At 65.2% G+C, this 19,439-nt stretch carries 21 protein-coding genes; 11 read left to right on the top strand and 10 right to left on the bottom strand.

What is annotated here, in order from left to right; genetic code table 11:
* The first annotated feature begins 20 nt into the window (after positions 1–20).
* On the top strand, positions 21–2,153 hold the full coding sequence (recQ, locus tag NP552_RS03785) for a DNA helicase RecQ (protein WP_043864126.1): 2,133 nt from the start codon (positions 21–23) through the stop codon (positions 2,151–2,153).
* Positions 2,154–2,271: 118 nt separating this feature from the next.
* Complete coding sequence (locus NP552_RS03780; protein ID WP_043864125.1) at positions 2,272–2,706, top strand: MarR family transcriptional regulator; 435 nt, start codon at positions 2,272–2,274, stop codon at positions 2,704–2,706.
* Here the strand turns inward: NP552_RS03780 and NP552_RS03775 are convergent.
* Complete coding sequence (locus NP552_RS03775) at positions 2,703–4,892, bottom strand: patatin-like phospholipase family protein (protein ID WP_043864124.1); 2,190 nt, start codon at positions 4,890–4,892, stop codon at positions 2,703–2,705. The genes NP552_RS03780 and NP552_RS03775 overlap by 4 nt on opposite strands.
* A gap of 70 nt (positions 4,893–4,962) precedes the next feature.
* Between NP552_RS03775 and NP552_RS03770 the strand changes: the two genes are divergently transcribed.
* Entirely contained in the window at positions 4,963–5,247 is a 285-nt protein-coding gene (locus tag NP552_RS03770) for a SelT/SelW/SelH family protein (RefSeq protein WP_054916592.1), read from the top strand.
* A gap of 1 nt (position 5,248) precedes the next feature.
* On the opposite strand, the gene NP552_RS03765 is transcribed toward NP552_RS03770, so the two are convergent.
* The gene (locus NP552_RS03765) at positions 5,249–6,133 is read right to left on the bottom strand and encodes a DMT family transporter (RefSeq protein ID WP_210014464.1); all 885 of its coding nucleotides are present in this window, start codon (positions 6,131–6,133) and stop codon (positions 5,249–5,251) included.
* A gap of 139 nt (positions 6,134–6,272) precedes the next feature.
* Between NP552_RS03765 and NP552_RS03760 the strand changes: the two genes are divergently transcribed.
* A complete protein-coding gene (locus NP552_RS03760; RefSeq protein WP_274096444.1) occupies positions 6,273–7,091 on the top strand; it encodes a UDP-2,3-diacylglucosamine diphosphatase in 819 nt (272 codons plus the stop codon).
* Between the two features lie 25 nt (positions 7,092–7,116).
* Here the strand turns inward: NP552_RS03760 and NP552_RS03755 are convergent, their stop codons facing one another.
* The gene (locus NP552_RS03755; RefSeq protein ID WP_043864120.1) at positions 7,117–7,428 is read right to left on the bottom strand and encodes a DUF962 domain-containing protein; all 312 of its coding nucleotides are present in this window, start codon (positions 7,426–7,428) and stop codon (positions 7,117–7,119) included.
* 159 nt (positions 7,429–7,587) lie between these two features.
* Between NP552_RS03755 and NP552_RS03750 the strand changes: the two genes are divergently transcribed.
* Positions 7,588–8,673, top strand: a complete 1,086-nt coding sequence (locus NP552_RS03750) for an AraC family transcriptional regulator (RefSeq protein WP_043864119.1) — start codon at positions 7,588–7,590, stop codon at positions 8,671–8,673.
* On the opposite strand, the gene NP552_RS03745 is transcribed toward NP552_RS03750, so the two are convergent.
* Entirely contained in the window at positions 8,630–10,084 is a 1,455-nt protein-coding gene (locus NP552_RS03745) for a TrkH family potassium uptake protein (protein ID WP_043864118.1), read from the bottom strand. The two genes, NP552_RS03750 and NP552_RS03745, sit on opposite strands and share 44 nt — an antisense overlap.
* Positions 10,085–10,184: 100 nt before the next feature.
* Between NP552_RS03745 and NP552_RS03740 the strand changes: the two genes are divergently transcribed.
* Positions 10,185–10,748: a nitroreductase family protein gene (locus tag NP552_RS03740; RefSeq protein ID WP_210014466.1), complete on the top strand. Its 564-nt coding sequence runs from the start codon at positions 10,185–10,187 to the stop codon at positions 10,746–10,748.
* A gap of 128 nt (positions 10,749–10,876) precedes the next feature.
* Here NP552_RS03740 and NP552_RS03735 read toward each other — a convergent pair whose 3' ends face one another.
* From NP552_RS03735 to NP552_RS03710, 6 genes are all read right to left on the bottom strand, one after another.
* Positions 10,877–12,214, bottom strand: a complete 1,338-nt coding sequence (locus tag NP552_RS03735) for a sensor histidine kinase (RefSeq protein WP_043864116.1) — start codon at positions 12,212–12,214, stop codon at positions 10,877–10,879.
* Positions 12,215–12,271: 57 nt separating this feature from the next.
* Positions 12,272–12,688, bottom strand: coding sequence for a Spy/CpxP family protein refolding chaperone (locus NP552_RS03730; protein ID WP_274096443.1), 417 nt, complete (start codon positions 12,686–12,688; stop codon positions 12,272–12,274).
* 163 nt (positions 12,689–12,851) lie between these two features.
* Complete coding sequence (locus NP552_RS03725) at positions 12,852–13,529, bottom strand: response regulator transcription factor (protein ID WP_043864114.1); 678 nt, start codon at positions 13,527–13,529, stop codon at positions 12,852–12,854.
* Positions 13,530–13,536: 7 nt separating this feature from the next.
* Positions 13,537–13,938, bottom strand: coding sequence for a translation initiation factor 2 (locus NP552_RS03720; RefSeq protein ID WP_043864113.1), 402 nt, complete (start codon positions 13,936–13,938; stop codon positions 13,537–13,539).
* 202 nt (positions 13,939–14,140) lie between these two features.
* Positions 14,141–14,440, bottom strand: coding sequence for a YciI family protein (locus NP552_RS03715; RefSeq protein WP_088514522.1), 300 nt, complete (start codon positions 14,438–14,440; stop codon positions 14,141–14,143).
* Position 14,441: 1 nt separating this feature from the next.
* Positions 14,442–15,038: a septation protein A gene (locus tag NP552_RS03710; RefSeq protein WP_043864111.1), complete on the bottom strand. Its 597-nt coding sequence runs from the start codon at positions 15,036–15,038 to the stop codon at positions 14,442–14,444.
* Between the two features lie 66 nt (positions 15,039–15,104).
* Here NP552_RS03710 and NP552_RS03705 point away from each other — a divergent pair, with 66 nt between their 5' ends.
* The 5 genes from NP552_RS03705 (at position 15,105) to rluB (ending at position 19,439) form a co-directional block, all read left to right on the top strand.
* Positions 15,105–15,968 carry a PHP domain-containing protein gene (locus NP552_RS03705; RefSeq protein ID WP_210014467.1) on the top strand — a complete coding sequence of 288 codons (864 nt, stop codon included), beginning with the start codon at positions 15,105–15,107 and terminating at the stop codon, positions 15,966–15,968.
* Positions 15,969–15,981: 13 nt separating this feature from the next.
* Complete coding sequence (locus tag NP552_RS03700) at positions 15,982–16,611, top strand: L-threonylcarbamoyladenylate synthase (RefSeq protein ID WP_043864297.1); 630 nt, start codon at positions 15,982–15,984, stop codon at positions 16,609–16,611.
* Positions 16,612–16,739: 128 nt separating this feature from the next.
* Complete coding sequence (locus NP552_RS03695; protein WP_162484885.1) at positions 16,740–17,438, top strand: segregation and condensation protein A; 699 nt, start codon at positions 16,740–16,742, stop codon at positions 17,436–17,438.
* A gap of 18 nt (positions 17,439–17,456) precedes the next feature.
* A complete protein-coding gene (gene scpB, locus NP552_RS03690) occupies positions 17,457–18,221 on the top strand; it encodes an SMC-Scp complex subunit ScpB (protein ID WP_058540764.1) in 765 nt (254 codons plus the stop codon).
* A gap of 153 nt (positions 18,222–18,374) precedes the next feature.
* Positions 18,375–19,439: a 23S rRNA pseudouridine(2605) synthase RluB gene (rluB, locus tag NP552_RS03685; RefSeq protein ID WP_043864107.1), complete on the top strand. Its 1,065-nt coding sequence runs from the start codon at positions 18,375–18,377 to the stop codon at positions 19,437–19,439.

The following is a 19,439-nucleotide window of genomic DNA, read 5'->3' as shown; positions in this document are numbered from 1 at the left end:
CTGCGATTTATGGAGTTTTTATGCTCGAACAGGCTCAGCGCGTCCTCAAGGACATCTTCGGCTACGACAGCTTTCGCGGGCGCCAGGGGGCGATCATCGAATGCGTGGCCAAGGGCGGCGATGCGCTGGTACTGATGCCCACCGGCGGCGGCAAGTCGCTGTGCTTCCAGGTTCCGGGGCTGCTGCGCGAAGGCCTGGCAGTGGTGGTGTCGCCGTTGATCGCGCTGATGGACGACCAGGTGGCGACCCTCGACGAGCTGGGTGTCGCCGCGGCTTCGCTGAACTCCACGATGAGCGCCGACCAGCAGCGCGAACTGGCCATGCGCATTCGTCGCGGCGAGCTCAAGATGCTGTACCTGGCCCCGGAACGCCTGGTGCAGCCACGCATGCTGGATTTTCTGCGCAGCCTGGACATCGCGCTGTTCGCCATCGACGAGGCGCACTGCGTGTCGCAATGGGGCCATGACTTCCGCCCTGAATACCTGCAACTGGGGCAACTGGCCGAACTCTTCCCCAACGTGCCGCGCATTGCCCTGACCGCCACCGCGGACATGCGTACCCGCGAAGAGATCGTCACCCGCCTGCACCTGCAGAACGCCGAGCGCTTTCTGTCGAGTTTCGACCGGCCGAACATCTTCTATCGCATCGTGCCCAAGGAACAGCCGCGCAAACAGTTGCTGGCGTTCCTCAACGAGCGGCGCGGCAACGCCGGCATCGTCTATTGCCTGTCGCGCAAGAAGGTCGACGATGTGGCCGCGTTTTTGTGCGAGCAGGGGTTCCCGGCGCTGCCCTATCACGCCGGCCTGCCTGCCGAGACCCGCGCCAGCAATCAGCGCCGCTTCCTCAACGAGGAAGGCCTGATCATGGTCGCGACCATCGCCTTCGGCATGGGCATCGACAAGCCCAACGTGCGTTTCGTGGCCCACCTGGACCTGCCCAAGTCGCTGGAAGCCTACTACCAGGAAACCGGTCGCGCCGGCCGTGACGGCCTGCCCGCCGATGCCTGGATGGCCTACGGCCTGCAGGACATGGTGATGCTCAAGCAGATGCTGCAGAACTCCGAAGGTGACGAGCGTCACAAACGGGTCGAGCAGCACAAGCTCGATGCCATGCTGGCACTGTGCGAAGAGACCCGCTGCCGTCGCCAGACCCTGCTCAACTATTTCGACGAAGAACTGCCCCAGCCCTGCGGGCACTGCGACAACTGCGTCGACGGCGTGCAGACCTGGGACGCCACCGAGCCTGCGCGCCAGGCGCTGTCGGCCATCTACCGTACTGGCCAGCGCTACGGCGTGGGCCATCTGGTGGACGTGCTGCTGGGCAAGGACAACGAGAAGATCCGCAGCTTCGGGCACGAGAAGCTTGCCGTGTATGGCGTGGGCAAGGCTCGCGCAGAAGGCGAGTGGCGTTCGCTGTTCCGCCAGCTGGTGGCGCGTGGCCTGGCCGATATCGACCTGGAAGGCTATGGCGGGCTGCGCCTGTCCGATACGTGCCGGCCCTTGCTGCGTGGCGAAGTCACCCTTGAGCTGCGCCGCGACCTCAAGCCGCAGACCAGCAGCAAGAGCAGCAGCTCGGGCAGCCCGGCCAGCCAGCTGGTGCGCGGCGAGGAACGCGAACAGTGGGACGCCTTGCGCGCCTTGCGGCGCAAGCTGGCCGAGGAGCATGGCGTGCCGCCGTATGTCATCTTCCCCGACTCGACCCTGCTGGAGATGCTGCGCAGTCAGCCCGGCAGCCTCAGCGAGATGGCCCAGGTCAGTGGCGTGGGGGCACGCAAGCTGGAGCGCTACGGCCAGGCCTTCCTCGAGGTGCTGGGCGGCGCTGCAGAGGCCCCGGCCCCGGTCGCCGACCTGCGCCACGAGCTGATCAGCCTGGCCCGCGCGGGCATGACTCCGCTGCAGATCGCCGGCCAGCTGCAATGCAGTGAAAAGAATGTTTACAGCCTGCTGGCCGAGGCCATCGGTCGCCAACAGCTGTCACTGGAACAGGCGCTGGACCTGCCCGAGGACCTGATGGGCGAGATCCAGGACGCGTTCCTCGACGGCGAAGGCGAGTTGCCGCCGGTGTCGGCGATCATCGAGCAGTTTGGCGGACGCGTGCCTGAGGGCGTGCTGTATTGCGTGCGCGCCGCACTGGCGGCCGAGTTCGAGATGTAGAAAGGTTGTTTGTCATCATTTATGACGATTATGCAGCGCCTGCCGACGGCATGAGCCTTGCCTAAGGCCCAAGGGCATGATTAGCTGCCTATTAATTAGTTCTGATGATGAGTTTCCTATGCCGTTGACCGATCACCACCGTTTCGGGATGCAGTTGGCCCATATGTCCCGGGGTTGGCGCGCCGAGCTGGACCGCCGCCTGGCCGGGCTCAACCTGTCGCAGGCGCGCTGGCTGGTGCTGCTGCACCTGGCGCGCTTCGACGAGGCCCCCACCCAGCGTGAACTGGCGCAGAGCGTGGGGGTTGAAGGGCCGACCCTGGCCCGTCTGCTCGACAGCCTCGAGGCCCAGGGCCTGGTCAAGCGCCAGGCCGTGCTGGAGGACCGGCGCGCCAAGAAGATCGTGTTGTGCCCGCCCGCCAAGCCGTTGATCGACCAGATCGAGACCATTGCCAACGCCTTGCGCGTCGAGCTGTTCGAAGGCATCGACGAAGAAGAGCTGCGCGTGTGCATGCGGGTGCACGCGCGCATCCTGGGCAACCTGGAGAAGTCCTAGAAGGTCTGCCCCAGGTTGAGGTAGAACGCCTTCTGGTTCTCGGTGTTCATGCCGTAGCTGAAGTTCAGCGGCCCCAGCGGCGTTTCGAAGCCCAGGAAGATGCTCGCGGCGTTGATGTAGCCGCTGTCGAACTCGTTGTCGTTGTTCCAGGCGCGGCCGCGTTCCAGCGAGCCGCCCAGATACAGCGGGAAGTCCAGCGGCAGGTAGGAGCGCGGGGTCAGGCGCCGGTAGTAGACCATGCGCATCAGGCTCAGGTTCTGGCCTGACACCGAGTCCTGGCGAAAGCCCGACAGCTGCCGGGCGCCGCCCATCACGAAGCTCGAGGTGACCACCTCGGCATCATCCAGAGTCCGCGCATAGCGACCGCCGAATACCCAGGTGTTCGGCCCGCTGCTCAGGGCCTTGTCCAGTTTCATGTCCCATTGGCGATAGCGCTGGTCGGAGCCCAGGCCCGGCTCGAACTGGCGCAGGGTCAGGCTGACGTCTTCGCCGCTGTGGGGGAAGTAGACATTGTCCAGGGTGTCGAACGAATACTTGAGGTCATAGAAGCCTTCGTTGAAGTTCACCTTGGGCAGGCCCTGTTCGCCGATGCGTACCTCGGCCTGCCCCCAGGCCTGGCCCACCCCCAGGCGCACTTCGCCGTTGTTGCCGATCTGGCGGCCCAGGTTGAGCCCGAAGCCATAGCGTTCGAGGCGGTACTCGGCGATGGGGTCGTTGTCCAGGGTGGCCTCGATGTTCTGCGAGCCGATGTCCAGGTAGGGCGCCACGAAGTAGCGCGACCCGGTATCCAGCGGCTGGTAGAACTCGCTGTAGAGCTCCTGCTTGTCGCCGATCTGGGCTCGGGTGAGCCACTCGGCGCCCAGGCGGTTGATGCCGTTGACGCGGTAGCTGGCGCCCAGGTTGAAGGCGCTGTCGCCACGCAGGTCATCGGACAGGTTCAGCCCCAGCCGCAGATAGTCGGTGCCGCCACGTCGGCCCCGGGCGTTGATCACCAGGGTGTTCTCGTCGCCCTTGTGCACCACGCGGTACTGCACCCGGTCGAAGTAGTCCAGGCCGTACAGGGTGCCCATGTCGGTGCGCAGGCGGTCGAGCTCCAGCGGTTCGCCGATGGGCTGGCGAATGTAGTAGCGGATCACGTCGTCACTGACCTTGGAGTCGTTCTCGACCTTGATGGCGGTGATCACCGGAGTGCGTTGCCCGGCCGAGCGCGCCTCGGCCAGTTGCACCGCCGTGTCGTTGACCCGGCGCAGGCTGGCCAGGCGCGGGTCGAGCAGGCGGGTGGCGCGGTAGCCGGCGTCGATCATGTCCTGGGCCCGGCCGAAGTCGGTGACGCCAAAGCTCGACAGCGGCGGCTGTACCAGGATGTCGTCGCGGTGCAGCGAGGCCAGTTGCTCTTCGGAGTTGCGCCGGGTCATCAGGGTGATCGACTGGTTGAGCACATCGACCACCGTGGCCAACTGCTTGCGATTGCGCAGCGGCGTGCCGATATCGACGACGATCGCCATGTCCACACCCATCTCACGCACGATATCCAGCGGGATGTTGTCGACCATGCCGCCGTCGACCAGCAGGCGGCCGTCCAGCTCGACCGGGGCGAACACCGCCGGGATCGACATGCTGGCGCGGATCACCTGGGGCAGGTGGCCCTTGCGAAACACCACTTTCTCGCCGCTGGCGATATCGGTGGCCACTGCGCGGAACGGGATCGGCAGCTTGTCGAAGTCACGGGTGTCACTGGCGTGGGCCAGCAGGCTTTCGAGCAGCAGCGCGAGGTTCTGCCCCTGGATCACCCCCAACGGCAGGCCCAGGCTGCCGTCGTCGCGAAAGCTCAGGCGCTGTTTGACCAGGAAGTCGCGGTCGTCCTGCTTACGCCTGAAGGGGATGTCCTTGCGCGGCGGTGCATCGGACAACGCCTGCTGCCAGTCGATGGCCAGGGCCAGCTTCTCCAGCTCGTCGATCTTGTAGCCCGAGGCGTACAACCCGCCGATCACCGCGCCCATGCTGGTGCCGGCGATGGCGTCGATCTTCACCCCCTGTTCTTCCAGCGCCTTGAGCACACCGATGTGGGCCAGGCCGCGCGCCGCGCCGCCGGACAGCACCAGGCCGACCTTGGGCCGGGCGGCCTCGGCGGCGCAGAGGGCAAGGGAGGTAAGGGACAGCAACAGGCACAACAGCAGACGACGCATCGCGGCTCTCGGAGCAAAGGCTAAAGGTGGCTAGTATAAGCGCGACCACCTATCAGGAGACCGTTACCCCATGTCCGTATCCAAACCCGAAATTGTCATCACCTATTGCACGCAGTGCCAATGGCTGCTGCGCGCCGCCTGGCTGGCCCAGGAACTGCTGAGCACCTTCAGTGACGACCTGGCCCGGGTGGCCCTGGAACCGGCAACGGGCGGCAACTTTCGCATCACCTGCGATGGCGTGCAGATCTGGGAACGCAAGGCCGATGGCGGTTTCCCCGAGGCCAAGGTGCTCAAGCAGCGGGTCCGCGACCAGATCGACCCGCAGCGCGACCTGGGCCACAACGACCGCGCCTGACTCAGCCGCCGGAGGTGGCGGGTGCGGTGCGTGGTGCGCCGGCGGCCAGACGGCTTGAAATCACGATGGCCAGAATGATCAGCACCCCGCCCATCAGCATGCGCAAGGTGGGCTGCTCGGCGAAGATCACCCAGGCCATGGCGATGCCATAGACCGGCTCCATGGCAAACACCACGGCGGCGGTGCGGGCCTTGATCACCGCCAGGCTGGCCACGAACAGGCTGTGTGCCACGCCGGTGCAGAACACCCCCAGCAGCCCCAGCCACAGCCAGTCCAGCGCGCTCACCGAAGGCAGCAGCGGGCCCGCCACCGGCAGCAGACACAGTGCCACCACGGCGTTCTGGCACAGCGCCGCCTGTACCGCCGGAATGTGCCGGGAGCCTGCACGGTTGAGCAGTGACAGCAGGGCGAACAGCAACCCGGAGAACAACGCCCACAGCAGCCCGCTGGTGGCCTGGCTGGCGAGGTCGAAGTCGGGCGTCACCAGCACCAGGCCGATGCTCACCAGCACTACCAACAAGGCTTCGTTGCGACGGATGCGTTCACGGAACAACAGCCCTTCCAGAATGACCGTGAACGCCGGGAAACTTGCAAAGCCCAGGGTCGCGATGGCCACGCCGGCCACCTTGACCGCGACGAAAAAGCTGACCCAATGGCCGGCCAGCAACATCCCGGCCAATGCCAGCCCGCGCCAGTCCCGTGCCTTCAGGGGTTGCCAGTGTTGTCGGGCAACGCCGACGAAGATGGCCAGGGCCAGCACGGCGAAGGCCGCACGGCCGAACACGATGACCGACGGGCCGGCACTGGCCAGTTTGCCGAACACGCCGGTCAGGCCGAACAACAGCGCGCCTGCATGCAGGGCGCCCAGGGCGGTACGAGGGGTCATGGCGGGCGGTTGCCTTGGATCGGGGTACAGGCCACGCAGTGTACATGCGCCGACGGCCTGTCACAGGACTGCCGCACAACGTTCATGGTCGATTCACTGCCCACAGGCAAGCTCGCACAAACTCTCCCGGAGCCTGCCCATGACCCATGCCGAGCTTGGCAAACCTTCGCGCAAGCAGCGCGTGCGCACGCTGTGGATCTCGGACGTGCACCTTGGCACCCGCGACTGCCAGGCCGAGCATCTGTCGCAGTTTCTCAAGGGCTACCAGGCCGATCGCATCTACCTGGTGGGCGACATCATCGACGGCTGGAAGCTGCGGGGTGGCATGTACTGGCCCCAGGCCCATACCAACGTGATCCGGCGCCTGCTGACCATGAGCAAGCGCGGCACCGAGGTGATCTATGTGACCGGCAACCACGACGAGTTCCTGCGTCGCTACTCCAAGCTGGTGCTGGGCAATATCCAGCTGGTGGACCAGGCCGAGCACCTCACCGTCGACGGCAGGCGGCTACTGGTGATCCATGGCGACCAGTTCGACGTGATAACCCGCTATCACCGCTGGCTGGCCTTCCTGGGTGACTGGGCCTATGAACTGACCCTCACCCTCAACCGCTGGCTCAACCACTGGCGCGCGCGGTATGGCTATGGCTACTGGTCGCTGTCGGCCTACCTCAAGCACAAGGTCAAGACGGCGGTGAGCTTTATCAGCGACTTCGAGGAGGCGATTGCACGCGAATGCGTCAAGCGAGGGTTTCACGGGGTGGTGTGCGGGCACATCCACCACGCCGAAATCCGCAAGGTGGGGGAGGTGGACTACCTCAATTGCGGCGACTGGGTGGAGTCGTGCACTGCCTTGATCGAGCACTGGGACGGCACGATCGAGCTGTACCGCCTGGTCGACGCCCAGGCCCGTGAGGCCCTGCGCCAGGCCCGGGCGGTGGGTGAGCCCAGCCTCTAGGCCACGCGCAGGGGGCGGGCGATGGTCAGAACTGCACCTTGCCGCGCAGCATGTCGCGGTACAGGACAAAATCGCCCAGCAGGCTGTAGAAGGGGTAGGTGAAGGTGGCGGGGCGGTTCTTCTCGAAAAAGAAGTGGCCTGCCCAGGCAAAGCCGTAACCGGCCACCGGGACCGCCAGCAGCAGCCAGCCGTTGGCACTGGCCAGGGCGTAGGCCAGCAGGGCGATCACCAGGCTGGTGCCGACGAAGTGCAGGCGGCGGCAGACAGGGTTGCTATGCTCACCCAGATAATACGGATAGAACTCGGCAAAGCTGTTGAAGCGTGGGGGGCTGTTCACTGCGTCGCTCCCGTATCGGTCGAAGGTGGCGAAACATGCACGGCGTGGAGCCTGAACCGAGTCTAGAATTGTGTCGCAGTATCAGTCAGTGACAATAAGCGCCACTTTAGTATCCTTTGCGTTCACCGCAGGAGCGGTCTTACCCAAAAGAAGCCAGCCATGAGCGAAAGAACCACGTCAGCAAGCTGGGCCTCGGGGATCGTCAAGGCACTTGAATTCGAAGGGCTCGATTGCCCTGCGCTGTTCAAGCAGCTCGGCCTGGACTTCGCCGCGCTGGACGACCCCGACGCACGTTTCACCCAGGACTCCATGACCCGGTTGTGGCAACTGGCCGAAGAGTTGTCGGGCAACCGTGCCATCGGCCTTAACATGGCGCGGGTGGTGCGCCCGGCATCGTTTCACGTGGTCGGCTATGCCTTGATGTCCAGCCGCACCCTGGCCGAGGGGTTCGAGCGCCTGGTGCGTTACCAGCGCATTATCGCGGAGAGTTCCGACCTGAGCTTTCGCCTGGGGCCGGAAGGCTACTCGCTGGTGCTGACCGTGCATGGCGATCACCTGCCGCCCACCCGGCACAGCGCCGAGGCCTCGCTGGCCTGCGCCCTGGCGCTGTGCTGCTGGTTGAGCGGGCGCACCATCCAGCTGCGCCGGGTGCTGGTACAAGGCCCGCAGCCTCAGGATATAGAACCCTACAAGCAGGCGTTTCGTGCCCCGCTGGTGTTTGGCGCGCCCCACGATGCGCTGGTGTTCGAGCGCGCCGACATGGAGGCGCCGTTGCCCACGGCCAACGAGGCCATGGCAATTCTGCACGACCGTTTTGCCGGCGAGTACCTGGCGCGTTTTTCCGAAAGCCGGGTGACCCACCGTGCACGTCAGGTGCTGTGCCGCATGCTGCCCCAGGGCGAACCCAAGCGCGAAATGGTCGCCCAGGCTCTGCACCTGTCGCAGCGCACGCTGCAGCGGCGCCTGCAGGAGGAGGGCACCAGCTTTCAGACCCTGCTCGATGATACCCGTCGCGAACTTGCCGAGCAGTACCTTGCGCAGCCGAACATGACATTGCTGGAGGCTGCCTACCTGCTGGGTTTTGCCGACCCGAGCAACTTCTTCCGGGCTTTCCGGCGCTGGTTCGACCTCACCCCCGGGGAATACCGCACACGCATGGAGCTGGCGCGCAGTGCCGGCCCCGAGGCGTCGGCCCAGGGCGTCAGTGCCGCCAGAACGCCGGCATGCACAGAACCAGCACCGTAATGATTTCCAGGCGGCCCAGCAGCATGCCGCCGGCCAGGATCCACTTGGCGGCGTCGGGCAGGGTGGCGAAGTTGCCCGCCGGGCCGATGGTTTCGCCCAGGCCCGGGCCCACGCCGGATACGGTGCTGGCCGCGCCGGTCAGGGCAGTCATCCAGTCCACGCCCAGCAGCGAAAGCAGCAGCGCGATGATGCAGATGGTGATGGCGAAGAAGAACGAGAAGGTCAGGATCGACCGCACGATCTCTTCGTCGAGGCGGTGACCGTTGTATTTCTGCTTGATCACCGCACGTGGGTGAATCAGCTGGTTGAGGCTGGCCTTGAGCAGGATGTAGGCCACCTGGAAGCGGAAGATCTTGATCCCGCCCGCGGTCGAGCCCGAACAGCCGCCGATGAAACCCAGGTAGAAGAACAGCATCAGCGAAAAGTTGCCCCACAGGCTGTAGTCGCCCAGGGCGAAGCCGGTGGTGGTGACCACCGAGGTCACGTTCAGCGCCACGTGGCGCAAGGCATCGAACCACGGCAGGCTGGTGGTGGCCCAGTACCAGGTACCCAGCACCACCCAGGTGGCCACCAGCAGGCCGAGCAGGCCCTGTACCTGCTGGTCCTTGATCAGTGCCTTGCGATTGCCACGCATCGTGGCCACGTAGAGGGTGAACGGCACACTGCCCAGGATCATCACCACCACCGCCACCCAGTGCACGGCCGGCTGGTCCCACTTGGCCAGCGACTGGTCGGAGGTGGAGAAACCGCCGGTGGAAATCGCCGACATGGCGTGGTTGATTGCATCGAACGGGCTCATGCCGGCCAGCCAGAACCCCAGCCCGCCGATGGTGGTGATGCCCACGTACACCGCCACGATCGACTTGGCGACCATGTGCGAGCGGGGCATGACCTTTTCGGAGCGGTCCGAGGACTCGGTCTGGAACAGGCGCATGCCGCCAATGCGCAGCAGCGGCAGGATCGCCACCGCCATGCCGATGAAGCCGATGCCGCCCAGCCAGTGCAGCAGCGAGCGCCATATCAGGATGCCCGGCGACATGCTGTCCAGGCCACTGAGCACGGTGGCGCCGGTGGCGGTGATGCCCGACATGCTCTCGAAGAAGGCATCGGTGTAGCTGATGTGCTGGGTCAGCAGGAACGGCAGGGCGGCGAAGATGCACACCACCAGCCAACTGCTCACGGTGAGCAGGTACATGTCGCGCGGGCGCAGGTGCACGTGCTCGGGGCGCCCGGGTATGACCAGGGCCAGGCCGGCAATGAAGGTGATCAGGCTGGCCCACAGAAACGACGGCAGGTCGCCGGTGCGCTCGTAGATGACCAGGGTGGCCATGGGCACGGTCATGCTGATCGCCAGGGTAATCAGGAAGATGCCGATAATGAAACCGATGATCCTTAAGGTCGGCAACGCCATGTGATCTGCTCTGGGTTGAAACGGAGGGGCGCCATTCTACCTATGGGCCTCTTTAAGTAAACGGTAGAATAGCCGCACATTTCTCGACAGGGGGTAGCCGATGGAGGCTCTCGACGCATTGCTCAACCGTGTTTCCGTTCCTCGCCTGGTAGAGCCGGCACCTGATGCTGCGCAGCGCGAGTTGCTGTTTCGGGCGGCCTCGCGTGCGCCGGACCATGGCCAATTGCGGCCCTGGCGGTTCCTGACCATCGAAGGCGCGGCCCGCGAGCAATTGGGGGCGCTGCTGGCCGAGGCGGTGAAGGAGCAGGGCGAAGCCACCGAGGCAGCGCTGGAAAAGGCCCATGCCATGCCGCTGCGGGCGCCGTTGCTGATTGTGGTGATCGCGAACGTGCAGGATCACGTCAAGGTGCCCAAGTCCGAGCAGCGGCTGGCGGCCGCGTGTGCGGCGCATGCCATTCTGCTGGCGGCATATGCCCAGGGGATCGGCGCGGTGTGGCGTACCGGCGAGCTGTCCTACAGCCCGCAGGTGGCCAAGGGCCTCGGGTTGGCGGATACCGAAGAGTTGATCGGCTTCCTGTATGTGGGCACGCCGCTTAACCCGCCGCGTACGGCGCCGGTGGTGTCTGTCGAGGCGTTTGTCAGCGCCTGGGAGCAGCCCCGCTAAGCTATACAGGCATCAGATGGCCCTTTCGCTGGCAAAGCCAGCTCCCACAGGTGCGCACTTGCCCTGGAGGACGGTGACATGCCTGTGGGGGCCGGCTTGCCAGCGAAGAAGCCACCACCCGTCTTTATTCAGGCGCTAGCCGGCCCCGCCACCGGCAACTCCAGCGTCGCCACGAACCCGCCCTGCGCATGGTTGCCCAGCACCAGGCTGCCACCATGACGTTCCGCCGCCTTGCGCGCGATCGCCAGGCCCAGGCCATGCCCGGCCGTGGTCTGCCCCGGGGCGCGGAAAAACGGCTCGCCCAACTGCGCCAGGTGCTCGTCGGCCACCCCCGGCCCGTGATCGCGCACCGTCAGCACGATACGCTCGCCTTCACGCTGTGCACTCATCTCGATCGGTTGCCCCGGCGGATTGAAGCGCACGGCATTGCGCAGCAGGTTGTCCAGCGCACGTTCGATCAGTGTCGGCCAGCCCTGCAGGCTCAGCCCTGGCGTGTCGTGCAGCTGGATGTCCTGTTCCGGCGCTGCGAGCTGAGCATCCTTGCGCACGCTGGCCAGCAGCGCATTGAGGTCGACCGGTTCTGCGCTGGCGCTTTCGGCATCCACCCGCGCCAACACCAGGATTTCGCTGATCAACGCCTCGAGGCGGTCGCACTCGCGGGTCAGGCGCGGCCAGTAGGCCTGCTGCTGTGCAGGCTCTGCCCGCTCGGCCAGGGCCAGGGCGATCCGCAGGCGTGCCAGGGGTGAGCGCAGTTCATGGGACACGTCACGCAGCAGTTGGCGCTGGCTGGCAATCAGGCTCTGCAGGCGCGCGCCCATGCGGTTGAAGTCATTGGCCAGCACACCGAACTCGTCGCGCCGGTTGGCCAGGCGTGCCAGGCTGTTCTGCTGGTAGGTGGTCTGCCCCAGGTCATGTACCGCGCCACGCAGGCGACTGAGGGGGCGGGTGATCGACAGGGTTACCAGCAGGCTGAACAGGGTCAGTACCACCAGGGCAATGCCCAATGCACTCAGCGGCCACAGCAGGCTGTCGCGGTGCCAGGCGTCGAGTTCGGGGTGAGGGATGCGGTAGATCAGCAGGTAGGTGTCGCCCGTGCCGGGGCTGGTGTACTCCTCGGTGAGGCGTCGCCAGGGCAGCGGCTCGCCGTTGTGCCGGCGCGCCTCGAAGGCTGCTGCGCGGCGCGGGAACGTGCCTGGCACCACCGCCTCGCCGCTTTCGTTGAGCACCTGCACGTCGATGTTGTAGCGCCGCTTGCGCAGCTCCAGATAACGCTGCGCGGCCTCGGGCCCTTGCTGTTCGTAGCGCGCCGACCAGTTCATGGCCAGGGTATTGAGCCCCGGGTGGCGGCTGAGGATCCAGGCGTCCTGATTGAGCATGTGGCCGAGCAGGATCGACAGCCCGGCAACCAGGGTGATGGCCAGCCAGAAGCTGGCCAGGATGCGCCAGAACAGTGAACGCAAGGGCATTACCTCAAACGAAAGAAGCCCGACCTGCGGGGGCAGGTCGGGCGGGGTGTGGACAGCTTACTGGGCCTTGCTGGCTTTTTCAGCTTTCCAGGCTTTGAACTCGGCCCACTCGGCCTTGCGCTCTGCCTGCTTCTTCTTCATTTCATCGAACTGCTTCTGCTGCTCTGGCTTGAGCATGCCGCGGATCTGGGTGTCGACCTTGTCGTGGCTTGCCTTGAGTTCGTCCTTGAGTGCCTTCTGGTCGGCTGCCGGCAGCTTGGCCAGGTAGCGCTGGGTGATTTCGTGGCGGCTCTTCATCTGCTCGCCCATCAGTTGACGGATCTGCTGGCGCTGCTCGCGGGTCAGGTCCAGCTGGGCGAAAGGCGCTCCACCGCGTTGGTGCTCGGCGCCGTGACGGGGGGCGCCATCGGGCATGGCCATGGCTACGGTTGGCAGGGCGGCAGCGAACATCAGGGCGATAAGGGTCTTGCGCATGGTGACTCTCCTTGTTGAGGCCGGTCGTTACCGGATGTGCCCAGTCTAGGGAGATCAAGGTCAGCGGCGGTCAGGCAAGGGTAAAGCTTGGGTAAAGACGGTGGGCGAGGGTGTTTACACGGTGGGGCGTTGGCGTGCGCCCCTTCGCCAGCAAGGCTGGCGCCTACAGGCTGTAGTAATAGCCGCGGCTGCGCAGGGCGACGATGCGCGGCCTGCCATCGGGATGCGGGCCGATCTTCTTGCGCAGGTTGCTGACGTGCATGTCCAGGCTACGGTCGTACAGGGTCAGCTTGCGGCCCAGGGCGAGCTGCGCCAGTTCCTGTTTGTCCAGCGGCTCACCCGGCTGGCCCAGCAGGGCTTCGAGAATGCGGCTTTCGGAAAGGGTCAGGGTCAGCTCGCGTTCGTCGATGTCGACCACGCCACGGGCGGGGCTGAAGCGCAGGTCGCCCACTTCCATCTGGGTGGGTGTGGCGGCCGGGTGGCTGCGGCGCAGCACGGCGCGCAGCCGCGCGGTGAGCTCGCGGGGGTCGCAGGGCTTGGCCAGGTAGTCGTCGGCGCCCAGTTCTAGGCCCAGGATACGGTCCAGCGGCTCGCCGCGAGCAGACAGCATCAGCACTGGCAGTTCGGCGTGGTCGCTGCGCAATTGCTTGAGCAGTTCCAGGCCGCTGCCGTCGGGCAGCATCACATCCAGCACCACCGCTGCCGGGGCATGCTCGGCCAGGGCCTTGCGGGCGCTCTGGCCATCATGGCAGGCACGCACCTGAAAGCCTTCCTGGGTCAGCCAGCTGCTCAGCAGCTCACACAGTTCCTGGTCATCATCAATCAGTAGCAGCTCGCTCATGTCTCACTCAATTCAACCATTGCCGGCGCCGTCTGTGGCTGCCACTGGCAAAGATACCGCAGAGCACGGCCAACAGGGCAACTCCGGCACCAATCACGAACCATTGCTGCTGATCGGTGAGCAGCTTGGGCAGCGGGTTGGCCTGGTGTTGCTCGAGCTGCTGCTTCAGGCGCTGGTTCTCCTGGCGCAGGCGGGTCAGCTGGGCGCTTTCGCGCTCGTTCTCGGCATTTTTCAGCTGCTGCTTGAGCGCTTCGTGCTGGCGCTCACTTTCCTTGAGGCGTTGCTGCAGCTCGGAGATCTGGCTACCCGCACTCAACGACAAAGGGGTGCTGGCGGAGGCTTCGGCGGCCTTGGCGAGCGGGGTCAGCAGCAACAGGCACAGCAGCATGGACAACGGACCTTGACGCATCGGAACTCCTTGATTCCAATCGGGTGTTGCGTAGGTTGTCGGCAGGTGGACGAGAATGATGAACATTCGAGTGGATTTTAAGGCGTAGCACTACAGGCCCGCTGTAGTGGGCAAAGCCAGGAAGGGGAGCAGCGAGTGTGTGCGAAGGTGCGCAGAAGGTGAGGCGAACCGGCGCGACGATGGGCTCGTCGCGCCGATCAGGTTACGGCAGGACCTGCTTGAATGGCTTCACCAGCACTTCGGCATATACACCCGCCGCAATGTAAGGATCCGCATCTGCCCAGGCCTTGGCAGCCTCGAGCGACTCGAACTCGGCGACGATCAGGCTGCCACTGAACCCGGCCGCGCCAGGGTCGTTGCTGTCGATCGCCGGGTGCGGGCCGGCCAGTACGATGCGGCCTTCGGCCTTGAGCTGCTGCAGGCGCTCAAGGTGCGCCGGGCGTGCAGCCAGGCGGGCTTGCAGCGAATCGGCAACGTCTGTGGCGATGATGGCGTAGAGCATGTCAGTCCTCGGTCTTGGGGGTAGTAGGGTCGCTGTCGTGCAGGTGACGGGACAGGTAGACACCCTGGCCCACCAGGAACAGTACGGTCATGCCCAGGCTGCCGAATACCTTGAAGTCCACCCAGATGTCCTGGAAGGTGAAGGCAACGAACAGGTTGGCCGCGCCGCAGAACAGGAAGAACGCGATCCACGCCAGGTTCAGGCGTGTCCACACCGGCTCGGGCAAGGTCAGCGCATGGCCCATGATGCGCTTGATCAATACACGGTCACCAATGAAGTGACTGCCCGCAAAAGCGGTGGCGAACAGCCAGTTCACCGCCGGGGCCTTCCACTTGAGGAAGGTCTCGCTGTGGAAGGCCAGGGTCAGGCCGCCAAATACCAGGCATGCCACCAGGGTCAGCCACTGGCCCTTCTCCAGCTTGCGCTGGCGGATCAGCAATGCGCCATACACCACCAGCGAACTGATGATCAGCACCGCCGTGGCGCTGTAGATGCCGCCCAGCTCGAACGACTGGCCGGCAACGTCGACCGTGCGCGGGTCGAGCTTGTAGACGATGAAAAACAGGAACAACGGGATGAAATCGATGAATTGTTTCACAGTGGCAGCCAGAAGCAGGATGTGACGGCATAATAACAAACATCAATGAGAGCGTATGCGCCACCTATGAATGTTGATCTGCACTGCCACAGCACCGCTTCCGATGGCGCCCTGTCGCCCACGGCGCTGGTCGCTCGCGCCCATGAACACGGCGTGCGGATGCTTTCGCTGACCGACCACGACACCCTCGAAGGCCAGCTCGAAGCCCAGGCTGCCACCCAGGCGCTGGACATGCAGTGGGTCAGCGGGGTCGAGCTGTCCTGCGCCTGGGGCGGGGCGACGATTCACATCCTGGGCTACAACTTCCCGCTCGATGCCGAACCGCTGCAGCGCGCCGTCGAGTCGCTGCACCGTGGACGCTGGCTGCGCTCCGAGGAAATCGACCGGCGGCTGGCGCTCAAGGGCATGCCCGGCGCGCTGGACGGCGCCCGTGCCATCCAGCAGGAGCTGGGCGACAGCGGCAATGCGCCGGCCCGTCCGCACTTTGCCGAGTACCTGGTGCGTGCCGGCCACGTCAAGGACCGCGGCGAAGCCTTTCGCAAGTGGCTGGGCGCCGGCAAGCTGGGGGATGTGAAGCTGCACTGGCCAAGCCTGGAAGACACCGTGCAGACCCTGCGCCAGTCCCACGCATGGGTCAGCCTTGCCCACCCGATGCACTACGAATTAACCCGCAGCAAGCGTCGACGCCTGATTGCCGACTATATTCAAGCAGGTGGCCAGGCGCTGGAAGTGGTGAACGGGATGATGCCCGCCGAACAGGTGGGCACGATGTCGATCCTGGCCCGTGAGTTCGGTCTGCTGGCCAGCGCCGGCAGCGATTTCCATGGCCCGGGCGCCTGGTCTGAGATCGGTGTCTACCGGCCGTTGCCGGAGGACCTGCCACCCCTGTGGCGTCGATTCAAACATGAGCAGCCCACTGCACCCGTCTGAACAGGTAGAAAACGTGAGTCAATTTTTCCAGATTCATGCGGAAAACCCGCAACCGCGCCTGATCAAGCAGGCCGTCGAGATCATCCGCAAGGGTGGGGTGGTGGTCTACCCTACCGATTCGTCCTACGCCATGGGTTGCCAGATCGGCGACAAGTCTGCCGTGGAGCGCGTGCGCCGCTTGCGCGGGCTGGACAAGAGCCACAACTTCACGCTGATCTGCTGCGACCTGTCGCAGATGGGCCTGTTCGCCAAGATCGACACCGCCACGTTCCGCCTGCTCAAGGCGCATGTGCCGGGGCCCTATACCTTCATCCTCAATGGCACCCGCGAAGTACCGCGCCTGCTGTTGCACGAGAAGCGCCGCACCATCGGCCTGCGCGTGCCGCAAAACCCCATTCTGCTGGCCTTGCTCGAAGAGCTGGGCGAGCCGTTGATGAGCGTCAGCCTGATCCTGCCAGGCGACGACGAACCCATGACCGACCCGTACGAGATCCGTCAGCGCCTGGAAAAACAGGTCGACCTGATCATCGACGGCGGTTACGGCGACCTCAAGGCCTCCACCATCATCGACCTGACCGGGGAGGAGGCGGTGCTGGTGCGTGAAGGCTGCGGCGACCCGGCGCCCTTCATGGCCGAAGCGTGAACCAGGTCGCTGCGGTCGAGCCGGCCCTGGACCCACAGGCCGGCGCCCAGCAGGAGCTGCCACTGGTGATGGTGTATGGCGAAGCCATGACCGAGATGCCGGTGGACCTGTACATCCCGCCCGATGCGCTGGAAGTGTTCCTCGAAGCCTTCGAGGGCCCGCTCGACCTGCTGCTGTACCTGATTCGCAAGCAGAACGTGGATATTCTCGACATCCCGGTGGCGGAGATCACGCGCCAGTACATGGGCTATGTCGAGCTGATGAAGACCGTACGCCTGGAACTGGCCGCCGAGTACCTGGTGATGGCCGCGATGCTGGCCGAGATCAAGTCGCGCATGCTGCTGCCGCGCTCTGCCGAAGTGGAGCAGGAAGAGGACGATCCGCGTGCCGAACTGATTCGCCGGCTGCAGGAGTACGAACGTTTCAAGGCCGCCGCCGAAGGCATCGACGGCCTGAGCCGGGTTGGCCGCGAGGTGATCGTACCGCGCCTGGAGGCACCCCAGGCCAAGGCGCGCAAGCTGTTGCCCGACGTTGCGCTGGAAGAGGTGCTGATGTCGATGGCCGAGGTGCTGCGCCGCGGCGACATGTTCGAGAGCCATCAGGTCAGCCGCGAGGCGCTGTCGACCCGCGAGCGCATGAGCGATGTGCTCGAGCGCCTCAAGGGCGGCGGCTTCGTGCCCTTCGTCGAGCTGTTCACGGCCGAGGAGGGCAAGCTGGGGGTGGTGGTGACCTTCATGGCCATCCTCGAACTGGTCAAGGAATCTCTCGTCGAACTGGTGCAGAATGAGCCCTTCGCTCCCATCCATGTCCGCGCCCGGGCCGAATAACCGTACACGAGCACCCCAATGAACCTGACCGACCCCCGTGACCTGGCGCCGCTGCTGGAAGCCTTCCTGCTCGCCTCTGGCAAGGCGCAATCGCTGGAGCGCCTGTACGAGCTGTTCGAAGAGGCCGAGCGCCCTGAGCCCGGCGTGTTCAAGAAGGCCCTCGAGGTGCTGCGCAAGTCCTGTGCCGGGCGCGCGTTCGAGCTCAAGGAGGTGGCCTCGGGCTACCGCCTGCAGATCCGCGAGGACTACGCGCCCTGGGTCGGGCGGCTGTGGGAAGAACGGCCGCAGCGCTATTCGCGTGCGTTGCTCGAAACCATTGCGCTGATCGCCTATCGCCAGCCAATCACCCGTGGCGAGATCGAGGATGTGCGGGGCGTGGCGGTGAACACCAATATCATCAAGACCCTGCTCGAGCGCGAGTGGGTGCGCATCGTGGGCTACCGCGAAGTGCCCGGCAAACCGGCGATGTTCGCCACCACCAAGGCCTTTCTCGACCACTTCAACCTGAAGAACCTCGACGAGCTGCCCTCGCTGGCCGAGTTGCGCGAGATGGAGCCCGAGCCATTGCTGGAAGTGGATGACGCACCGGTGCCAGCCCACCTGCAGGCCCTGGCCGACGAGAGCGCCGAGCCCGAAGCACCGGTCGAGGAGACCAGCTTTCACAGCCTGTTGCTGGAGCTGGACTCGATGGAGCAGGGGCTCAAGACCGACTTCGACGACCTGCTCGAGGAGGCCGATGAACCCGATGAGGGCCAGGCAGCGCCCGGTTCGCCGCAGGGCTGAGCAGCCTTCGAGCGGAAAACAGCGTCCTGGGGTGCAATATCGGCTAGTCTGTGGTGCGTTTGTCGTCGGTTCGGCGTATGATTCGCGACCTTTTTTGGCGCTTGTTTGGCCAATTCAATGATTTTCAGCAGCACTACACCGGGAGGTGCCCAGATGAGTGAACAGGATCTGCACGATAGCCCGCCGCGTCCAGCCGGCGAAAAACTGCAAAAGGTACTCGCGCGCATCGGCGTGGGTTCGCGCCGCGACGTCGAGGCCTGGATCAGCCAGGGTCGCATCAAGGTCAATGGCGTGGACGCCACCCTTGGCCAGCGCGTCGACATGCACGACGCGATTTCGGTCGACGGCCGCCTGATCAAGCGTGAAGAAGCCGCAGAGACCGTGCGCCGCGTCATCATGTACAACAAGCCCGACGGCGAGATCTGCACCCGTGACGACCCGGAAGGTCGTCCGACCGTGTTCGATCGCCTGCCGCGCCCGAAAGAGGGCCGCTGGATCAACGTCGGTCGCCTGGACATCAACACCACCGGCCTGCTGATGTTCACCACCGATGGTGAGCTGGCCAACCGCCTGATGCACCCGTCGTCCGAAATGGACCGTGAATACGCAGTGCGTGTACGCGGCGAAGTGGACGAAGACATGATCGCGCGCCTGAAGGCGGGCGTGGTGCTCGAAGACGGTCCGGCGCGTTTCACCGACATTCAGGAAGCCCCGGGCGGTGAAGGTTTCAACCACTGGTACCACTGCGTGGTGATGGAAGGCCGCAACCGTGAGGTGCGTCGCCTGTGGGAATCCCAGGGCCTGGTGGTCAGCCGCCTGAAGCGTGTGCGCTTTGGCCCGGTGTTCCTCAACAGCGACCTGCCGATGGGCCGCTGGCGCGAAATGAGCCAGGGCGAAGTGGACATCCTGGCTGCCGAAGTGGGGCTCAAGCCGGTGGCGATGCCAGCGATGAAGGCCAAGGTCAAGGACAAGCTCGAGCGCATGCAGCGCAAGTCGTCCAAGCCGGTGGGCCGTGGCGAGCGCGTGCGCACCCTGCGCCCGGCCAAGGAAGGTGGCGCGCCCACCGAGCGCGCAGCGCGCCAGCCGCGTGACGACTCGCCACGCAAGGGCCGCAGCACCGTGGCCGAGCGTCCGAGCGACATGAACAAGCGCAAGCCGGCCGGCTCCGCACCCAAGCGGCCGGGCAGCAGCCGTGGCAAGCCGCCGCGGGCTGAGTAA

It is taken from the genome of Pseudomonas sp. 8209, assembly GCF_028682105.1.
GTDB classification, from domain to species: domain Bacteria; phylum Pseudomonadota; class Gammaproteobacteria; order Pseudomonadales; family Pseudomonadaceae; genus Aquipseudomonas; species Aquipseudomonas palmensis.
Note: the sequence above shows the minus strand (reverse complement) of the source record. Positions and strands in the feature narration are given on the sequence as shown.